Origin of the sequence: Chitinimonas koreensis, from assembly GCF_014353015.1 — a bacterium.
Lineage (GTDB): Bacteria > Pseudomonadota > Gammaproteobacteria > Burkholderiales > Chitinimonadaceae > Chitinimonas > Chitinimonas koreensis.
Window position 1 is genome coordinate 363,220 of record NZ_CP060704.1, and the last position, 17,269, is coordinate 380,488.

Here is a 17,269-nt window from a genome sequence, read left to right on the forward strand (position 1 = left end):
ATTGCGCGCGGATCGCGCCTTGTGCCGAGCAACAACGCGCATGCAGCAGCAGGGAGGGATGCCTGGGCATTTCCTCCCGTACCCATTTCCCGCCGGCCTCGACAGCGTGCCGGTGGGCGGTCCCGAGCAGGGACACAGCACGTGGAGACAGTCATGAACACCAAGCAACCCCATCGATCGCAATCCGTCCCGGGCCGTGCGCGAGCCAAGCGCAGCTCGCTGATGCTGGCGCTGGAACAGCGCGTGATGTTCGATGGGGCGGTGGTCGCCACCGCGGCTCAGGGCGCCGATGCGCTGCATGCCGCCGTGGAGTCCGCCCGCGAGGTGGCGCGCCCGCACGAAGCGCGCCTGCAGGACGGTCCGGGCCGCGCCGTCGACCTCGCCCGCACGGCCGTGCCGGCCGAGCCCGCCCGCGAGGCCGACCGCAAGGAAGTGGTGTTCGTCGATACCAGCGTGGCCGACTACCAGATGCTGGTGGCCGGCATGAAGGACGGCGTCGAGGTGGTGCTGCTCGACCGCTCGCAGGACGGCGTGGCCCAGATGGCTGCCTGGGCGCAGAGCCACTCGGGCTACGACGCGATCCACGTCGTCTCCCACGGCAACGCCGGCCGCGTGCTGCTCGGCACGGCCAAGCTCGATGCCCAGACGGTACCCGGCTACGGCGAGGCGCTGCGGCAGATCGGCGCCTCGCTGACCGCCGGCGGCGACATCCTGCTCTACGGTTGCGACGTCGGCAGCGACGCGCGCGGCGCGGCGCTGCTGGCCTCGATCGCCGACGCCACCGGCGCCGACGTGGCCGCCTCGACCGATGCGACCGGCGCCACCGCCGCCGGCGGCGACGGCGTGCTCGAGGCCCGCTTCGGCACGGTGACCGCCACCTCCGCCGTCCGCTACGACACCTGGGAGGCCTACGGCGACGTGCTCGCGCAGAGCTTCTCGTCCGGTACCGTGCCGCTGACCGACTTCAACACCTCGAACATCAACTTCATCCAGGTCGCCGATGTCGACAACGACGGCGACATCGACATCCTGACCCAGGAAGGCGGCGCGGCCACCGCCGTGACGCTGTGGAGCAACAACGGCAGCGGCAGCTACACCAGCTCCACCGCCATCGCGACCGGCGTGACCGGGCTCAACATCAGCGCCGTCGGCGCCAAGTTCGCCGATTTCGACAACGACGGCGACCTCGACTACTACCAGTGGGTCAGCGGCGCCACCAACGACATCTACTACACCAACGACGGGTCGGGCGGCTTCACTTCCGGCACCGTGCCGCTGACCGATTTCAATACGTCGAACATCAACTTCATGCAGGTCGCCGATGTCGACAACGATGGCGACATCGACATCCTCACCCAGGAAGGCGGTTCGGCCACCGCCGTGACGCTGTGGGCCAACAACGGCAGCGGCAGCTTCACCAGCTCCGCCGCCATCGCGACCGGCGTGACCGGGCTCAACATCAGCGCCTCCGGCGCCAAGCTCGCCGATTTCGACAACGACGGCGACCTCGACTACTACCAATGGGTCAGCGGCGCCAGCAACGACCTCTACTACACCAACAACGGATCGGGCGGCTTCTCGTCCGGCACCGTGCCGCTGACCGATTTCAATACGGCGAACATCAACTTCATGCAGGTCGCCGACGTCGACAACGACGGCGACACCGACATCCTGACCCAGGTCGGCGGCTCGGCCACCGCCGTGACGCTGTGGACCAATGACGGCAGCGGCGGCTTCACCAGTTCCACCGCCATCGCGACCGGCGTGACCGGGCTCAACATCAGCGCCATCGGCGCCAAGTTCGCCGATTTCGACAACGACGGCGACCTCGACTACTACCAGTGGGTCAACGGCGCCAGCAACGACCTCTTCTACCGCAACGACAACGCACCGCCGACGCTCACCTCGTTCACGCCGTCGGCCAACGGCGCCGTCAACGCCAACGACAACCTGGTCCTGACCTTCAGCCACAGCAGCACGCTGAGCAAGGGATCGGGCACGATCTCGATCCGGATCGACGACGGCGACGGCAACTACGCCAACGACACCGTGTTCGAATCCTTCGCGGTGTCCGACGCACGCGTCTCGCTCAGCGGCAACTCCACGGCCTCGACCGTCACCATCAATCCGAACGGCAGCTTCGTCTCGGGCGTGAACTACTACGTGGTGATGGGCCCGACCACCTTCGTCGATGCCGACAGCAAGGGCTTCGTGACCAAGGTCAGCAACCGCTTCCACAGCGGCCTGCCCGACCCCGCCATCAAGCGCGCCGGCAATTCGCTGGACCCGCTGGCCGACCGGACGGTGATGAGCTTCATCGGCGCCAACTCCACGCCGGTCATCGGCAGCCTCGGCGGCGACAGCGTCGCCTGGGCCGGCGTCGGCAGCTCGGTGACGCTCGACTCGGGCGGCGATGCCACGGCGAGCGACGCCGAGCTCGGCCTGCTCAACAGCGGCAACGGCAACTGGTCCGGCGCCAGCCTGATGGTCCGCCGCTCGGTCGGCGCCGTCTCGACCGACGTCTTCGGCTTCAACACCTCGGGCGCCCTGTTCACGGTCAGCGGCAGCAACCTGCAGTCCGGCGGCCTGACCTTCGCCACCTACACCAATACCGGCGGCACGCTGACCATCAGCTTCACCAGCAGCGGCACCGCCGCGACCACCGCGCTGGTGCAGGACCTGATGCGGCACATCACCTACCGCAGCGACACGCCGGCCGGCGACGCCACCATCCGCTTCTCGCTCAGCGACGGCAATACGACCGCCACCGCCGACACCACGGTCACCAGCGACACGATCTACATCACCAATACCACCGACACCGCGACCATCGACGTCACCAACGGCGTCAGCTTCAGCGAGGCGGTGGCGATCGCGGCGGCCGACGGCACCGGCAGCCAGACGCTGATCTTCACCAGCAGCTTCACCGGCAGCATGAGCCTGGCCGGCAACCTGTCGATCGCCGAGAGCCTGACGCTCAACGCCGATTCGGCCAACGGCCTGAGCCTCAACGGCAGCACCATCACGCTCGGCAGCGGCACCACGCTGAGCTTCACCAATGCCTCCGGCACGGTCACCATCGCCAGCACGCTGGCCGGCAGCGGCTCGCTGAGCAAGGCCGGCAGCAGCGGCACGCTGGCGCTGACCAGCTCCAGCAACGAAGCCAACATGTCCGGCGGCATCACCGTCACCGCCGGCACGCTGCAGATCTCCAACGACGACTACCTGTCGTCCGGCACGCTGACGCTGAACGGCGGCACGCTGACCAACAACAGCGCTGCCTACACGCTCGACAACGCGATCGCGATCGGCGCGTCCGGCGGCACCCTCAACGTCGGCGGCGGCGGCGGCGCCACCCAGATGAACATCTCGGGCGTCATCTCCGGCTCGGGCACCCTGATCAAGAATGGCCAGGCCATCCTGCAGCTCGACGGCAACAACACCTTCACCGGCTCCATGAGCATCACGGCCGGCACCGTGATCGCCAACCATGCCAACGCCTTCGGCACTACCGCCAGCAGCACCACCGTGGCCAGCGGCAGCTCCGTGCGCGTCAACGGCGGCCTCACCATCGCCGAGGCCTTCACCGTCTCCGGCACCGGCAAGACGGTCAGCGCCGTCGACTACGGCGCGCTGCACCTGGTCAGCGGCAGCTCCACGCTGAGCGGCAACATCGCCTTCACCGGCGACACCAACATCGGCGCCTCCAGCGGCGCCACGCTGACCCTCAGCGGCGCGCTGAGCGGCGGCGCCTACAACCTGAACAAGACCGACGCCGGCACGGTGGTGCTGTCCAACAGCGGCAACGAGGCCGGCCTGACCGGCGGCACCACCGTCACCGCCGGCACGCTGTCGGTCGCCAACGACGACTACCTGGCCGCCGGCACCATCACGCTCAACGGCGGCACGCTGGCCATCACTGGCGCCACCACCATCGACAACGCGGTCACGCTGCCGTCCGCCTCCACCATCAGCACCACTGCCAATGCCACGCTGAGCGGCGCGCTCAGCGGCGCCAACCCGCTGACCAAGAGCGGCGCCAGCACGCTGACCCTGGCCGGCACCAGCAGCGCCCACTTCGGCGCCGTCAACGTCACCGTCGGCGGCCTGACCCTGAGCGGCGGCAGCGCGCTGGGCGACACCAGCGCGGTGACGCTGTCGTCCGGCACCACGCTGACCGTGTCGAGCACCGAGACCATCGGCTCGCTGGCCGGCGCGGGCAGCGTCGTGCTCAACGCCGGGCTGACCGCCGGCGGCGACAACAGCAGCACCACCTATTCCGGCGTGATCTCGGGCACGTTCGGCCTGACCAAGGCCGGCAGCGGCACGCTGACGCTGACCGGCAACAACCTCTACACCGGCGCCACCACCGTGTCGGCGGGCGGACTGACGCTCAACCGCGTCGGCGGCGCGCTGGACGACAATACCTCGATATCGGTGGCATCCGGCGCGACGCTGACCGTCTCGGCCGACGAGACCATCGACAACTTGTCCGGCGCCGGCACGGTAGCCCTCGGCACCTCCGCGCTGACGATCGGCATCAACGGCAGCAGCAGCACCTTCTCCGGCGGCATCACCGGCAGCGGCACCTTGACGCTGGACGGCAGCGGCACCTTCACGCTGTCCGGCACCAACAGCGGCCAGAGCTGGTCGATGCAGGTCCTGAGCGGCGGCACGGTCGCGATCGCCGGCGACGCCAACCTGGGCACCGGCACCTTGCAACTGAACGACGGCACGCTGTCGGTCACCAGCGCCGCGACCGTCGACAACGCGATCACCCTGGGCGCGAGCTCGGGCACCGTCTCGGTGGGCTCCGGCCTGGCCGTCGGCCTGAGCGGCGCGATCGGCGGCGCCGGCGCCCTGACCAAGACCGGCAGCGGCACGCTGACCTTGTCGGGCAGCAACAACTACTCGGGCACCACCACCGTTTCGGCCGGCACGCTGGCCGTGGCGGCCGACGGCAACCTCGGCGCCGCCGGGGTCTCGCTGGCGGCCGGCAGCACGCTGCAGGTCACCGGCGCCACCACCATCGACAACGCCCTCACCCTGAACGGCGCGGCCACGCTGCTGATCGACGCGGCGGTCACCGCCTCGGGCGCGATCGGCGGCAGCGGCAGCCTGACCAAGACCGGCACCGGCAACCTCACGCTGAGTTCGTCCTCGAGCAACTATTCCGGCGGCACCACGCTGACCGCCGGCACGGTGACGGCACAGAACGCCGCCAGCATCGGCAGCGGCACGATCACCTTCAACGGCGGCGCGCTGACGGTCGACTCGGCTTCCGCCACCTTCGCCAACGCCGTGACCATGGTGGCCGGCGGCACCCTCGGCCTGACTTCCGGCAGCACCGCCACCTTCAACGGCGCCTTCAGCGGCACCGGCGCGCTGGCGGTGACCGGCGTGTCGGGCGGCGGCGCCGAGACCCTGGTGCTGGGCAACACCGGCAACTCGGCCAGCTGGAGCGGCGACCTGGCGGCGACCGATGCCACCGTGCAGTTCGCCGGCGACAACCAGCTCGCCGCCGGCAGCATCACGCTCAACGCCGGCGCCCAACTGACCGCCAGCGCCACCACCACGGTCGACAACGCGATCGCGATCGCCGGCGCGGCCACGCTGTACGCCAGCACCGGCACGCTGACCGTGAGCGGCGTGGTGTCGGGCTCGGCCGCGCTGACCAGCGCCGGCGGCGTCGGCGCCACCGTCCTGCTGTCCGGCACCAACACCCACACCGGCAGCATCAACGTCACCTCGGCCACGCTCGGCGTGTCCGGCGGCTCGGCCATCGACGACGCCTCGGCTGTCACCCTCAGCAACGGTTCCACGCTGTCGCTGCAGGCCAACGAGACCATCGGCTCGCTGGCCTCCGGTTCCGGCAACGCGCTGTCGCTCGGCAGCAACCGGCTGACCGTCGGCGGCGACAACACCAGCACCACCTACAGCGGCTCGATCAGCGGCACCGGCGGCCTGACCAAGATCGGCACCGGCACATGGACGCTCGGCGGCACCAACACCGCTTCCGGCACCGTGCTGATCACCGCCGGCGGCCTGACCGTGAGCGGCGGCAGCGCCATCGGCAATTCCTCGGCCGTGACGGTCGACTCGGGCGCCACGCTGACGCTGTCGGCCACCGAGACCATCGGTTCGCTGGCAGGCGCCGGCACGGTGGCGCTGGGCAGCGCCACGCTGTCCAGCGGCAGCACCAACGCCAGCACCACCTTCAGCGGCGCCATCAACGGCAGCGGCAACCTCACCAAGACCGGCACCGGCAAGCTCACGCTCAGCGGCACCAACGGCTACACCGGCACCACCACGGTATCCGGCAGCGGCGGCACGCTCAGCATCGCCGGCACCAGCAACATCAGCAGCAACACCATCACCCTGGGCAGCGGCGGCGTGCTGGAGGTCACCGGCAGCAACGTCACGCTGACCAACGCCTTCACCATCAGCACCGGCGGCGGCAAGGTCAGCAACGACAACGCGCTGACGCTGGCCGGCGTGGTGGCGGGCGCGAGCGGCGCGTCGTTCAACAAGCTGGGCAGCGGCGTGCTGACGATGTCGGCCGCCAATACCCTGGCCGGCAACACCGTGGTGACGGCCGGCACGCTGATGCTGACCGGCTCGCTGACCGCCACCAACTCGGTCTCGGTCCTCAGCGGCGCCACCCTGGCCGGCACCGGCACCATCACCACCGCCAACTCGGTGGTGATCGCCAGCGGCGCATTCCTCTCGCCGGGCAACGGCGGAGCCGGCACGCTGACCATCAACGGCGACCTGGCCATGTTCGGCACGCTGCAGGTCGACATCAACGGCACCACCGCCGGTACCGGCTACGACCAGATCGTGGTCAACGGCGACGTCACGCTCGACTTCTCCGGCGCCGCGCTGACGGCCACCCACGGCTATACGCCGGGCCTGGCCGACAGCTACATCATCATCGACAACGACGGCAGCGATGCCATCGTCGATACCTTCGCCGGCCTGTCCGAAGGCGGCACCCTCACTGCCGCCGGCAACGGCACGGTGCTGACCGCCAGCTACATCGGCGGCGACAGCAACGACTTCACGCTGACCGCGCCGACCAACAGCACGCCGGTGGTGACCAATCTCGACGGCGACAGCGCGGCCTACACGCCCGGCAGCACGGTGGTGCTCGACGTCGCCGGCAATGCCACGGTCAGCGATGCCGAGGACGACGCGGGCAACTGGAACGGCGGCAGCCTGGTGGTGCAGCGCGTCACCGGCGGCACGGCCGACCCGAGCGCCAACGACGTGCTCGGCTTCGACCTGACCGGCGCGCTTTTCACCGTCAGCGGCAGCAACCTGCAGGACGGTGGCGGCCTGACCTTCGCCACCTTCACCAACACCGGCGGCGTGCTGACCGTCAGCTTCACCGGAAGCGGCACCGCGGCGACCACCGCGCTGGTGCAGAGCGTGATGCGCAGCATCAATTACCGCAACGACACGCCCTACGGCGACGCGACCGTCCGTTTCGCGCTGACCGACAGCATGGGCGCTACCGCCGACAGCGACGTCACGCTGACTTGTTCGGCCATCTACGTCGACCAGGGCAACGACGACGCCGGCGGCGACGCGGCCGACGGCTTCAGCCTGCGCGAGGCGCTGGCGCGCGGTGCGGCGCAGGCCGGCGCCGACACGATCTACGTGGTGCTGGCCGACAACACCACCATCACGCTCGGCAGCGGCGTCACCAGCGGCGCCGGCGACACGCTGGCGCTCGACGGCGCCAACGGCCTGGTCGTCACCGGCAGCACGCTGACGCTCGGCGGCGCGCTGACCATCGACAACGGCAGCGGCGACACCGCCACCATTTCCAGCACCCTGGCCGGCAGCGCCACCCTGACCAAGACCGGCGCCGGCACGCTGGCGCTGACCAGCAGCGGCAACGAGGCCGGCTACTCGGGCGCGATCGCGATCAACGGCGGCACGCTGTCGGTCGACAGCGACGACGCGCTCGGCAGCGGCGCGCTGCAGCTCGACGGCGGTACCTTCCGCGTCTCTACCGGCAGCACCACCATCGACAACGACATGGCGTTCGGCAGCGGCGGCGGCACGCTCGAAGCCAACGTCGACTGGACCGCCTCGGGCGTGTTCTCCGGCAGCGGCACGCTGAGCAAGACCGGCCTGTTCGGCATCCTGACGCTGAGCGGCACCAGTACCCACACCGGCATCACCTCGCTCGGCGAGGGCATCCTGGCGGTCGGCTCCGACGCCAACCTCGGCACCGGCACGCTGGAGCTGTACGGCGGCACCTTCTCGGTCAACACCACCGGCCAGACCATCGACAATGCGATCTCGGTCACCAGCCGCTCCGGCGCGATCGAGCTCGGCTCCGGCATCGAGGCCACGCTGTCCGGCCTGATCAGCGGCACCGGCGACATGCACAAGAGCGGCTCGGGCAGCCTGACCCTGACCAATACCGGCAACAGCGCCACCAACTGGAGCTTCGGCCAGGTCAACGGCAAGACCACGGTCACCTCGGCGGACCAGATCGGCGGCGGCACCCTCAAGCTCGCCGGCGGCACGCTGGCCATCGACGCCAGCAGCAGCTTCACCCTCGACCGCACGACCCAGGTGATCAGCACCGTCGCGATCGACGCCACCGGCAGCAACACCGGCGCCGTGATCAGCCTCGGCGGCCTGATGAGCGGCAGCGGCGCGCTCAGCCTCGATGCCGGCGACAGCCAGATCTATCTGAGCCAGGCCGACAACCTGGCCGGCAACCTCACCATTTCCTCGAGCGGCAGCGGCCTGGTCGCCGCGATCGGCACCGGTACCCTGGGCAGCGGCCAGATCAACCTGACCGCCGGCGCCACGCTCGGCGTGGCCGGCAGCAGCCGTACCATCGGCAACGACATCATCCTGCAGGGCGATGCCACGCTGCGCACCGGCGCGCCGGCCGTCAGCGCCGACACCATCACCTTCACCGGCGTCATCAGCGAAAGCGGCGGCGCGCGCAACCTGACGGTGAACGCCTACTCGGTCGGCGGCAACCATACCGACGTGGTCCTGAGCGGCATCAACACCTACACCGGCACCACCACGCTGCTTGGCGGCACCCTGAGCGTGGCTTCCGACGCCAACCTCGGCGCCGGCGCCATCAACCTGGGCGGCGGCATCCTGGCCGTCACCGGCTCCACCACCATCGACAACGACGTGGCGGTGAACGGCGCCGCCACGCTGCGGATCGACGCTGCGGCGACGCTGTCGGGCGTGCTGTCCGGCAGCGGCGTACTGACCAAGGCCGGCACGGCCACGCTGGGGTTGACCGGCACCCAGACTCACAGCGGCAACCTGGCCGTGACGGCCGGCGCGGTGAGCGTGGCCGACGACGCCAATCTCGGCAGCGGCGCGATCTCGCTCAATGGCGGCACGCTGGTGCTGACCGGCGCCACCACCATCGACAACGCCATCTCCATCGGCGGCGGCGGCGCCACCATCCAGGCCGATGCGGCGGCCACGCTGTCCGGCGTGCTGTCCGGCAGCGGCGCGCTGCAGAAGACCGGCACCGAGATGCTGACGCTGACCGGCACCCAGACCCACAGCGGCACCACCGAGATCGCGGCCGGCACGCTGAGCGTCGCCGACGACGCCAACCTCGGCAGCGGCGACCTGACCCTGTCCGGCGGCACGCTCGACATCAGCGGCGCCACCACCATCGACAACGCCATCGTGGTGGCGGCCGCCTCGGTGATCCAGAACGCCGCGGCGGCCACGCTGTCCGGCGTGCTGTCGGGCAATGGCGGCCTCTCCAAGAGCGGCGCCGGCACGCTGACGCTGAGCGCCACCCAGACCCACACCGGCACCACCACCATCCAGGCCGGCACGCTGAGCATCGCCGGCGACGCCAACGTCGGCAGCGGCGACCTGATCCTGGCCGGCGGTACGCTGGCCGTCACCGGCGCCACCACCATCGACAACGCCGTGGTGCTGACCAGTGCATCGACGCTGCAGGCCGATGCGGCGGTCACGCTGTCGGGCGCGCTGTCCGGCGGCGCCTTCACGCTGAGCAAGACCGGCAGCGCGGCGCTGACGCTGACCAACACCGCCAACCACGCCGGCCTCACCGGCGGCGTCGAAGTGTCGGCCGGCACGCTGGCCGTCAGCGACGACAGCGCGCTGATGGCCGGCACCGTCACCCTGGCTGCTGGCACCACGCTACGGGTCGGCGGCGTCGATGCCGTGGTCGACAACGCCATCGTGCTGAGCGGCGACGCCACCATCGCGACCGACGCGGCGGTCTCCAGCAATGGCGTCACCTTCAGCGGCAACATCAGCGAGACCGGCGGCAGCCACACGCTGACGCTGGCGGCCGACGCCAGCAACGCCATCGTCTACAGCGGCAGCAGCGCCAACGTGGCGCAGACCACGCTGACCACCGGCACGCTGCGGCTGGCCGGCGGCACCTTCGACCAGGCCGTCACCATCAACAGCGCCACCCGCCTCGAAGGCACGGGCGCGGTGTACGACCTCGTGGTGGCCGGCGTACTGGCCCCGGGCGTCGGCACCGGCGGCACCGCCCGCATCGACGTCAACCACGACCTGACCCTGGCCAGCGGCGCCGAAGTCCAGGTCGACCTCGGCGGCCCGGTCGCCAGTACCAGTTACGACCAGATCAACGTCACCGGCGCGCTCGACCTCAGCGGCGGCACGCTGACCATCAACAGCAACGCCTACGCGCCGGTCGCAGGCGACAGCTTCCAGATCTTCGCCCACGGCGGCGCCGGCGCCATCACCGCCTTCCCGGGCATCGCCCAGGGTGCCTTGATCGCCTACAACGGCGAGGTGCTGCACGCCAGCTACACCGCCGGCGACGGCAACGACTTCGCGCTGACCGCCAACAGCGCGCCGGTGCTCGACGCCAGCGATTCGCCGGCGCTGAACGGCGTGCTCGAGGACATCGGCGTGCCGAGCAACGGCAGCACCGCCAATGCGACCCTGGTCTCCAGTCTGGTCGACATCGGCGGCGCGCTGGGCAACGTCAGCGACGCCGACGGCAGCGCGCTCGGCATCGCCATCACCGGCCTCTCGGGCCTCGGCACGCTGTACTACAGCACCGACGGCGGCGCCAACTGGACCCAGGCCACCGGCCTGTCGGCCAGCTCGGCCCTGCTGCTGGCCGCCGACGCCTCGACCTGGGTCTACTTCCGGCCCGATGCCGAGGTCAACGGCAGCATCAGCGACGCGCTGACCATCAAGGCCTGGGACCGCAGCAGCGGCACGGCCGGCACCAGCGCCGACACCACCACCGGCGACCGCGCCTTCTCGACCGCCACCGACACCGTCGCGATCGCGGTCACCGCCGTCAACGACGCGCCGGTGCTGACGCCGGCCGCGCCGACGCTGACCGGCATCGACGAAGACGCCACCACCAACGCCGGCCAGACCGTCGCCAGCATCCTCGGCAGCAGCGTGACCGACGTCGATCCCGACACCGCCGGCATCGCCATCGAAGGCCTGGTCTCGGGCAACGGCACCTGGCAGTACTCGCTCGACGGCGGTACCAGCTGGAGCGCGGTCGGCACCGTGTCGGCCAACAGCGCGCTGCTGCTGCGCTCGACCGACCTGGTCCGCTTCGTGCCGAACGGCGTGAACGGCACCAGCGCCAGCTTCGACTACCGCGCCTGGGACGCCAGCGCCGGCACGGCCGGCAACAAGGTCGACGCCAGCGTCACCGGCGGCACCACCGCCTTCTCGACCGCCGGCGACACCGCCAGCATCACGGTCGGCGAGGTGAACGACGCGCCGACGCTGAGCGCCACCGGCGGCAGCCCGACCTTCACCGAGAACGGCAGCGCGGTCGACCTGTTCAGCGGCGTGACCATCGGCACGGTCGAGACCGGCCAGAGCATCACCGAGCTGGTGCTGACCGTCGGCAACGTGCTCGACGGCGCCAGCGAAGTGCTGACGATCGACGGCAGCGACGTGGCGCTGACCGACGGCAACAGCGTCACCACCACGACCAACGGCATGACGGTCACCGTCAGCCTCAGCGGCGCCACCGCCACGGTCACCATCGGCAAGGTCGGCGGCATCGCCGCCGCCAGCGCCGAGACGCTGGTCGACGGCATCACCTACCGCAACGACAGCGAAGCGCCGAGCACCGCCTCGGCCCGCACCGTCACGCTGGTCAGCCTGAGCGACGACGGCGGCACCACCGCTGGCGGCGTCGATACCGGCACCCTGTCCGTCGCGGCCACCGTCACGGTGGAAGCGGTGAACGACGCGCCGGTCATCACGGCGCCGGCCAGCATCGCGGTGACCGAGGACGTGTCGAGCGTGCTGTCCGGCATCAGCTTCGCCGACGTGGACGCCGACACGGGCAGCGTGACCGTCACGCTGACGGTCGGCTCGGGCAGCCTGGCCGCGACCAGCGGCGGCGGCGTGACCGTCGGCGGCAGCGCCACGGCGCTGACGCTGAGCGGCACGGTGGCCGATATCAACGCCTTCATCGCCGCCAACGGCGTGAGCTTCACCACCGCAGCCGATGCGACGGCCGACGTCACGCTCGGCGTGGCGATCGACGACGGCGGCAACACCGGCACGGGCGGTGCCCTGACCGACAGCGCCAGCGTCACGTTGGACGTGACGGCCGTGAACGACGCGCCGACCATCACGGCGCCGGCCAGCATCGCGGTGACCGAGGACGTGTCGAGCGTGCTGTCCGGCATCAGCTTCGCCGACGTGGACGCCGACACGGGCAGCGTGACCGTCACGCTGACGGTCGGCTCGGGCAGCCTGGCCGCGACCAGCGGCGGCGGCGTGACCGTCGGCGGCAGCGCCACGGCGCTGACGCTGAGCGGCACGGTGGCCGATATCAACGCCTTCATCGCCGCCAACGGCGTGAGCTTCACCACCGCAGCCGATGCGACGGCCGACGTCACGCTCGGCGTGGCGATCGACGACGGCGGCAACACCGGCTCGGGCGGCGCTCTCACCGACAGCGCCACCGTCACGCTGACGGTCGACGCGGTCAACGACGCGCCGGTCATCACGGCGCCGGCCACCATCGTGGTGACCGAGGACGTGGCCGCGGCGCTGACCGGCATCAGCTTCAGCGACGTCGATGCCGGCTCCGGCAACGTCACCGTCACGCTGACGGTCGGCTCGGGCAGCCTGGCCGCGACCAGCGGCGGCGGCGTGACCGTCGGCGGCACTGCCACGGCGCTGACGCTGAGCGGCACGGTGGCCGACATCAACGCCTTCATCGCCGCCAACGGCGTGAGCTTCACCACCGCGGCCGATGCCACCGCCGACGTCACGCTCGGCGTGGCGATCGACGATGGCGGCAACACCGGCACGGGCGGCGCTCTCACCGACAGCGCCAGCATCACACTCGACGTCACGGCCGTGAATGACGCGCCGACCATCACGGCGCCGGCCAGCATCGCGGTGACCGAGGACGTGTCGAGCGTGCTGTCCGGCATCAGCTTCGCCGACGTGGACGCCGGTTCGGGCAACGTCACCGTCACCCTGACGGTCGGCTCGGGCAGCCTGGCCGCGACCAGCGGCGGCGGCGTGACCGTCGGCGGCAGCGCCACGGCGCTGACGCTGAGCGGCACGGTGGCCGACATCAACGCCTTCATCGCCGCCAACGGCGTGAGCTTCACCACTGCGGCCGACGCGACGGCCGACGTCGCGCTCGGCGTGGCGATCGACGATGGCGGCAACACCGGCACGGGCGGTGCCCTGACCGGCAGCACCAGCATCACGCTGGACGTGACCGCGGTGAACGACGCGCCGACCATCACGGCGCCGGCCAGCATCGCGGTGACCGAGGACGTGGCCGCAGCGCTGACCGGCATCAGCTTTGCCGACGTCGACGCGGGCTCGGGCAACGTCACCGTCACGCTCACGGTCGGTTCGGGCAGCCTGTCCGCCACCAGCGGCGGCGGCGTGACCGTCGGCGGCAGCGCTACGGCGCTGACACTGAGCGGCACGGTGGCCGACATCAACGCCTTCATCGCCGCCAACGGCGTGAGCTTCACCACCGCGGCCGATGCCACCGCCGACGTCACGCTCGGCGTGGCGATCGACGACGGCGGCAACACCGGCACGGGCGGCGCCCTGACCGACAGCACCAGCATCACGCTGGACGTGACCGCGGTGAACGACGCGCCGACCATCACGGCGCCGGCCAGCATCGCGGTGACCGAGGACGTGTCGAGCGTGCTGTCCGGCATCAGCTTCGCCGACGTGGACGCCGGTTCGGGCAACGTCACCGTCACGCTGACGGTCGGCTCGGGCAGCCTGTCCGCCATCAGCGGCGGCGGCGTGACCGTCGGCGGCAGCGCCACGGCGCTGACACTGAGCGGCACGGTGGCCGACATCAACGCCTTCATCGCCGCCAACGGCGTGAGCTTCACCACCGCGGCCGATGCCACCGCCGACGTCACGCTCGGCGTGGCGATCGACGACGGCGGCAATACCGGCTCGGGCGGCGCCCTGACTAACAGCACCAGCATCACGCTGGACGTGACCGCCGTGAACGACGCGCCGACCATCACGGCGCCGGCCAGCATCGCGGTGACCGAGGACGTGGCCGCGGCGCTGACCGGCATCAGCTTCAGCGACGTCGATGCCGGTTCGGGCAATGTCACCGTCACCCTGACGGTCGGCTCGGGCAGCCTGTCCGCCACCAGCGGTGGCGGCGTGACCGTCGGTGGCAGCGCTACGGCGCTGACGCTGAGCGGCACGGTGGCCGACATCAACGCCTTCATCGCCGCCAATGGCGTGAGCTTCACCACCGCGGCCGACGCGACGGCCGACGTCACGCTCGGCGTGGCGATCGACGACGGCGGCAATACCGGCACGGGCGGCGCGCTGAGCGACAGCGCCAGCGTCACGCTGACGGTCGACGCGGTCAACGACGCCCCGCTCAACACCGTCCCGGTGGCGCAGAGCACCGACCAGGATCTCGACCTGGTGTTCAGCAGCGCCAACGGCAACCTGATCTCGGTCGGCGACGTCGATGCCGGCACGGGCATCGTCCGCGTCACGCTGACCGCCGACAACGGCCTGATCGCGCTGTCCGGCACCAACGGGCTGAGCTTCCTGGTCGGCTCCGGCGCCAACGACGGCACCATGGTGTTCGAGGGCACGCTGGCCGACATCAACGCCGCGCTCGACGGCCTGGTATTCACCCCGACCGCCGGCTACCACGGCGCGGCCAGCCTCGAGATCAGCACCGACGACCTCGGCCTGACCGGCAGCGGCGGCGCGCAGACCGACACCGACGTGATCGCCATCACGGTCGACGCGCTGAATCCGACCATCACCACCGTCCACGTCGGCAACGCCGATGGCAGCTACAAGGTCGGTGACGTCATCACCGTGACGCTCACCTTCGACCAGGCGATCGACGTCGACACCAGCGGCGGCACGCCGACGCTGCTGCTCGAGACCGGCGCGACCGACCGCGTCGCCACCTACCTGTCCGGTTCGGGCAGCAATACGCTGACCTTCAGCTACACGGTGCAGGCCGGCGACAGCAGCGCCGACCTCGACTACGCCTCGACCGCCGCGCTGGCGCTCAACGGCGGCACCATCCGCAACGGCGCCGGCGACGACGCCTCGACCCTGCTGCCGGCCACCGGCGGCGCCGGTTCGATCGCCGGCCAGCACGACATCGTGATCGACGGCGTGGCGCCGACGGTCGCGACGGTCGACGTCCCGGCCGCCGCCACCTACACCGCCGGCGAGACGCTGAGCTTCACCGTCCACTACGGCGAAGCGGTCACGGTCGACACCAGCGGCGGCGTGCCGCGCATCGCCATCGACATCGGCGGCACCACCGTCTACGCCAGCTACGTCAGCGGCTCGGGCGGCACCGACCTGGTGTTCAGCTACGTCGTGACCACCGGCGTGCAGGACGGCGACGGCCCGACCGTCGGCGGCAGCCTCGACCTCAACGGCGGCACCATCCGCGACCTGGTCGGCAACGACGCCGATACCGCGCTCGCCGGCATCGGCGACACCAGCGGCGTGCTGATCGACGCGGTCGCGCCGGTCGTGGCCGACGTCACCGTGCCGGCCGACGGCCAGTACAACGCCGGCGACGTGCTGACCTTCACGGTCGACGCGAGCGAGGCCGTCACGGTCGATACCAGCGGCGGCACGCCGCGGCTGGTGCTCGACATAGGCGGCGTCACCCGCTACGCCACCTATGTCTCGGTTCGGGCGGCAGCAGCCTGGTGTTCCAGTACATCGTGCAGCCCGGCGACAGCGACACCGACGGCATCGCCGTGGGCAGCACGCTCGACCTCAACGGCGGCACGGTCGCCGACGCCGCCGGCAATGCCATCGACCCGGCGCTGGGCAGCGTGCCGGCGGCCGGCGTGCTGATCGACACCGACGCGCCTGCCGCCAGCGGCATCGTCCGGGTCGATCCGACCCCGACCGGCGCCGCCAGCGTCAGCTACACGGTGACCTTCTCCGAGGACGTCACCGGCGTCGACACCACCGACTTCACCCTGGTCGGCAGCGGCAGCGCGGCGGGCAGCATCGCCAGCATCACCCAGCTCGACGCCCACACCTACACCGTGCTGGTTACCGGACTCAGCGGCAGCGGCACGCTGCGGCTGGACCTGAACGCCAGCGGCACCGGCATCGCCGACGTGGCCGGCAACGCCATCGCCGGCGGCCTGGCCGGCGAGGCCTACACCATCGATCGCATCGCGCCGGTGGTGACCGGCGTCGGCGTACCGGCCGATGCGACTTACGTCGCCGGCCAGAACCTCGACTTCACGGTCGACTTCGACGAAGCGGTGCTGGTCGATACCGCCGGCGGCACGCCGCGCCTGGCGGTGACGCTCGACACCGGCGGCACGGTCTACGCCAGCTACGTCGGCGGCTCGGGCGGTACCACGCTGACCTTCCGCCTGACGGTGGCCAGCGGCCAGCTCGACGCCGACGGCATCGCGCTCGGCGCCAGCCTCGACCTCAACGGCGCCACCGTGCGCGACGCGCTCGGCAACGATGCGGTCGCCGCCCTCAACGGCGTGCCGGCCACTGGCGGCATCCTGGTCGACGCCGTCGCGCCGGCCATCGCCAGCGTGACGGTGCCGGCCGACAGCCACTACAACGCCGGCGAAGTGCTGACCTTCACGCTGAACACCAGCGAGGCGGTCACCCTCGATACCAGCGGCGGCACGCCGCGGCTGGTGCTCGACGTCGGCGGCGTCACCCGCTACGCCAGCTACGTGTCGGGCTCGGGCAGCAGCAGCCTGGTGTTCCAGTACACCGTGCAGCC

The 17,269-nt window shown here is 71.0% G+C and carries 1 protein-coding gene; it reads left to right on the forward strand.

The window, feature by feature from the left end:
- The first annotated feature begins 153 nt into the window (after positions 1 to 153).
- Complete coding sequence (locus H9L41_RS01470) at positions 154 to 16,362, forward strand: DUF4347 domain-containing protein (RefSeq protein ID WP_187523649.1); 16,209 nt, start codon at positions 154 to 156, stop codon at positions 16,360 to 16,362.
- The last annotated feature ends 907 nt before the right edge of the window (positions 16,363 to 17,269 follow it).

Bases quoted from the DNA above. Each gene is read 5' to 3' on its own strand.
- H9L41_RS01470 (WP_187523649.1), top strand. From the start codon at position 154: ATGAACACCAAGCAACCCCATCGATCGCAATCCGTCCCGGGCCGTGCG.